5 protein-coding genes are annotated in these 4,299 nt (G+C 55.0%); 1 reads left to right on the plus strand and 4 read right to left on the minus strand.

The window, feature by feature from the left end:
* Nucleotides 1–130: 130 nt before the first annotated feature.
* A complete protein-coding gene (locus OQK_RS19575; protein WP_016773871.1) occupies nt 131–670 on the minus strand; it encodes a FixH family protein in 540 nt (179 codons plus the stop codon).
* 13 nt (nt 671–683) lie between these two features.
* Nucleotides 684–2,099 (minus strand): cytochrome c oxidase accessory protein CcoG, encoded by a 1,416-nt coding sequence (ccoG, locus tag OQK_RS19580; protein WP_016773872.1) that lies wholly within the window; start codon nt 2,097–2,099, stop codon nt 684–686.
* A 477-nt stretch (nt 2,100–2,576) separates the two neighbouring features.
* On the opposite strand from ccoG, the gene OQK_RS19585 reads away from it, so the two are divergent.
* Nucleotides 2,577–3,581: a metallophosphoesterase gene (locus OQK_RS19585; protein ID WP_016773873.1), complete on the plus strand. Its 1,005-nt coding sequence runs from the start codon at nt 2,577–2,579 to the stop codon at nt 3,579–3,581.
* A gap of 38 nt (nt 3,582–3,619) precedes the next feature.
* On the opposite strand, the gene OQK_RS19590 is transcribed toward OQK_RS19585, so the two are convergent.
* Both OQK_RS19590 and OQK_RS19595 read right to left on the minus strand, forming a co-directional pair.
* Nucleotides 3,620–4,039, minus strand: a complete 420-nt coding sequence (locus OQK_RS19590) for a type II toxin-antitoxin system VapC family toxin (RefSeq protein WP_016773874.1) — start codon at nt 4,037–4,039, stop codon at nt 3,620–3,622.
* Entirely contained in the window at nt 4,039–4,293 is a 255-nt protein-coding gene (locus OQK_RS19595) for a type II toxin-antitoxin system Phd/YefM family antitoxin (RefSeq protein ID WP_038861980.1), read from the minus strand. Before OQK_RS19595 ends, OQK_RS19590 begins: the two co-directional genes overlap by 1 nt.
* Between the last annotated feature and the right edge of the window lie 6 nt (nt 4,294–4,299).

Genomic DNA, 4,299 nt, shown 5'->3' on the forward strand with positions numbered 1-4,299 from the left:
GTTCCGATGATCGTTCCCACGCTCCGCGTGGGAATGCCTCCCCGGACGCTCCGCGTCCGCTTCGGCTGGGACGCGGAGCGTCCCTGGCTGCGTTCCCACGCAGAGCGTGGGAACGATCAGAGTAAAAGGCTTATTTTTTCAGATCTTCCGCACCCTGCAATGGCTCGTCACCCAGCAGCAGCTCCTTGTCATGGCTGACCAGTTCTTCTTCAAACATGCGCCACACGTGCTCATCCTGGCTGCCAAGCAACTCGACAAACCGTCGCCCTTCAACCTTGTCGCTCAACTGGCCAATGTAGCGCCCGCTCTCGCTGCCACTGCGGGTCAAAACAATCTTGCGATCCTTTTCCGGCTGGGTCGGCGAGATCAGGTTCAGTTCCAGGGTTTGCGGCTGGCTGTCACCGTTCAAGCGCAGATCGACTTCACCGGTCACATCATCCAGATGCACCGCCGCATGCAGCTTCAGGGTTTGCGCCAGCAGCTCGCGATCCAGTGAACGGTTGATGCCTTTGCCCGCTTCGTAATAGTTGTCGTTGACCAGGTTGTCCGGGTTGTTCACCGCGATGGTCACCATGGACAGGGTCAAAGCCACCGAGCAGGCCAGAATCGCGATGATGATCCACGGCCAGAGGTGCTTGTACCAAGGACTTGCGGCGTTTGCAGCGGGCATGTTCAAAATTCTCTCAACGGATTTGTGGGCCGATGAATCGGCTCTTGGCTTCAACGTGGACGCTTTCGTCATCGGCATCCTTGAGGATGAATTTCACCTCGTTGGTGCTCGATGGCAGTTGTTCCGGTGCGCTGGACAACTCGACCGGCATGCTGACGATATCGCCGGCGGCCACCTTGATCTCGCGCTTGCCTTGCAGGCGCAGGTCCGGCAGGCCTTCGGCTTGCAGCAGGTAAGTGTGGTCGCGCTGATCCTTGTTCATGATCTTCAGGCTGTAGACGTTTTCGATCCGGCCTTCAGCGTTTTCGCGGTACAGCACGCGGTCTTTGCTGACGTCGAAGCCGACCAGTGAACGCATGAAGAACGCAGCGACCAACAGGCTGATCATCGCCAGCAGCACCACGGCATAGCCGATCAGGCGCGGTCGCAGTTTATGGGTTTTCTGCCCGGAGAGGTTGTGTTCGGTGGTGTAGCTGATCAGCCCGCGCGGGTAATCCATCTTGTCCATGATGCTGTCGCAGGCATCGATGCACGCAGCGCAGCCGATGCACTCGATCTGCAGGCCATCGCGGATGTCGATGCCGGTCGGGCAGACCTGCACGCACATCGTGCAGTCGATGCAATCGCCCAGCCCCAGCGCCTTGTAGTCGATGCCTTTCTTGCGCGGCCCACGGCTTTCGCCACGGCGCGGGTCGTAGGAAACGATCAGCGTGTCCTTGTCGAACATCACGCTCTGGAAGCGCGCATACGGGCACATGTAGATGCACACCTGCTCACGCAACCAGCCGGCATTGCCGTACGTGGCGAGGGTGAAAAAACCGACCCAGAAATACGACCAGCCATCGGCCTGGCCGGTGAAGAACTCGATGACCAGTTCGCGTATCGGCGAGAAGTAGCCGACAAAGGTCATGCCTGTGACAAAACCGATCAACAGCCACAGCGAATGCTTTGCCAGTTTGCGCAGGAATTTGTTGGCGCTCATCGGCGCCTTGTCGAGCTTGATGCGCTGATTGCGGTCGCCTTCGGTGACCTTTTCGCACCACATGAAAATCCACGTCCACACGCTCTGCGGGCAGGTATAACCGCACCAGACGCGCCCGGCGTACACGGTGATGAAGAACAGGCCGAACGCGGCAATGATCAACAGGCCCGAGAGCAGGATGAAATCCTGTGGCCAGAAGGTCGCGCCGAAGATGAAGAACTTGCGCTCCGGCAGGTTCCACCACACTGCCTGGTGACCGCCCCAGTTCAGCCACACCGTGCCGAAATACAGCAGAAACAACGCCGCACCGCCGAGCATCCGCAGATTGCGGAACAGGCCGGTGAAGGCACGGGTGTAGATTTTTTCTCGTGAGGCATAAAGGTCGACGCTGTTGTTCGCATTCTTGCTCGGCGGCGTGACGTCGTGTACCGGAATCTGATTGCTCATCATTGCATCCCACGGCAGTGGAAAAATGCCTCGGTCGATACGTGCCAACCGAAGTCAAAAAGGGCTGTTGCAGTAGCGTGATGATACGCCTGCCGCTCTGGCTCAAGGGTGCGACCTTTGGTCGCGTTGGGTAAAAAATGCGGATGGTGTAGCGATTGCGCAAAAGCCTGACGCAGATCAATTGACTTGTTGAGTATGGACGGTTTTGCCGAAGCGGCTAGTTCATCTTTTCAATCGCTTGTTCAAGCAACAACCGTCGATGTCGCAAGTTGAACGATAAACCGTCCGTTATTGCCACTGCGGCTACAAGAGGCCGCAGATTTGAATTGGGCTGCATGTCGCAAGTTATCGGGGCTGAAACATATAAACTTGATTGTTGTTCATGAATGCTTTGAAGTTTTAGCTGTGTTCGCATAAGTTTTGCTCTCGCGAAATTCTTTTGCGTATTGATAGTTAACTTAAATGGAATTTAAAAGCATGAATTTGAATAATCTCAAGAGCATCTTTGTGGGTGCCTGGATGTTAGCTTCGGCTATTACCGCTCAGGCCACTACTGACATGCCGAAACACATGGTGTTTGCTTCGGATACTCAATATCCGTGGACGGACAAGACCGATCGCCGCATACCCGAATCCGATTCCGAATTCAAGGAGCGGTCGAAATGGCTGGTGGAAACCCAACTTGCGAGCATTGCAGAATTCAGAAATCTGCACGGCTCTCAAGCGCAGGTTCCCTTGATGATCAATGGTGATATAACCGCATTCGGGCATGGCTGGCAGCGCTCGTTCATGAAGGATCTGCTGGATAAACATTTCAAGGGCGAATATCTCTACGGGCTTGGTAATCACGACTATGAAAACAATGTCGATGATTGCTTTAGCAATAGCTGTGCGGCAGGAAGTATCGTCGAGTTCAAAGAGCATCATGAAGGTAAGGTCGATAACTTTGATCTGAAGATTACCAGTGGCTTTCTGAGCAAGACCTATTCGGGCAGTCTCGCCTATTCGAAAAATATCGGCGAAGTGCATATGGTTCAGCTCAACAACGAACCGACCTATACCGCCCGCATTGCTCATCCATTGAACCCGACGACGTTCGAAATCAACGATGCACTGGACTGGCTCGAGACGGATCTCAGGCTGGCGCGAGCGTCGGGCTACGCCATCATCATCAACATGCATAAACCGTTGAACCACATGGGAACCCAGGCGCAACAGAAACGCTTCTACGACATGGTTAACAAATATCGAGTGACGGCGATTTTTGCCGGCCATTTGCACGAGGACGGAGGTGATGCCTATCAGCAAGGTAACGTGCCCATGTACCTGAGCGGCAGTACCTCTCAGCAAACCTATCTGATTGCCAGTTTCACTGAGGATCGCAAGCAACTCCAGGTGTACCTGGTGAAGAACAACCAATGGCGCAATCGAACGTTGATCGACACCACTGTGGTGCATTCAATCTTCGCCCAACGCCCCTGACAAAAGCCCCGCCGCTGATAGGGCGGGGTATTCATCAATCAGGTGTTGGCAGCGATCCATGGGTTGATCAGATTTACGCCGCTGTGTTGGAAGTCCGCAATGTTGCGAGTTACCAGCGTAAGCCCGTGTACAAGCGCGGTGGCGGCGATCAAGGCGTCGCATTCATTGCTGCGGTCGGGAACATGCAATCGTGCGCACCGGATGGCGACGCTGGTATCGACCGGCAGGATTCTGCCAGAGAATGCCGGTTTGACATGATGTTCCAGCCAGTTGCGCAGCAGCTGGCCTTGTGAAGGGTCACGACGTTCGATACGCAGGACGCCCGTTTCCAGTTCCAGCACAGTGATTGCGGATAGATACAGGCTGGCTGGGGAAATGCTGTTTGCCCATTTCACCACATGCCTGTCGGCTTGGTTTTTCCGCAGCTCGGAAACTACATTGGTATCCAGCAGAAACATCAGGAAAGGTCCACGCTGCGAGGAGTGATGACGGCGCGCTCGGGTTCGAATTCGATTTCAAGCGCATCCGGCATCGCCAGTAGCTCAACGATGCTGGTCTGGCAACCCGTCAGTTTCTGGTACTCCTCGATGCTGAGCAACACGTGGGCAGGCCTGCCTCGGTCAGTAATGATCACTGGACCTTGATGCGTGGCTTTTTTGGCTGCACTGGTGTCCTGGTTGAACTCGCGGCTGGAAATAGTGGTGATGGCCATCATGTT

Source organism: Pseudomonas sp. R62 (assembly GCF_000257605.1).
Classification (GTDB): domain Bacteria; phylum Pseudomonadota; class Gammaproteobacteria; order Pseudomonadales; family Pseudomonadaceae; genus Aquipseudomonas; species Aquipseudomonas atacamensis.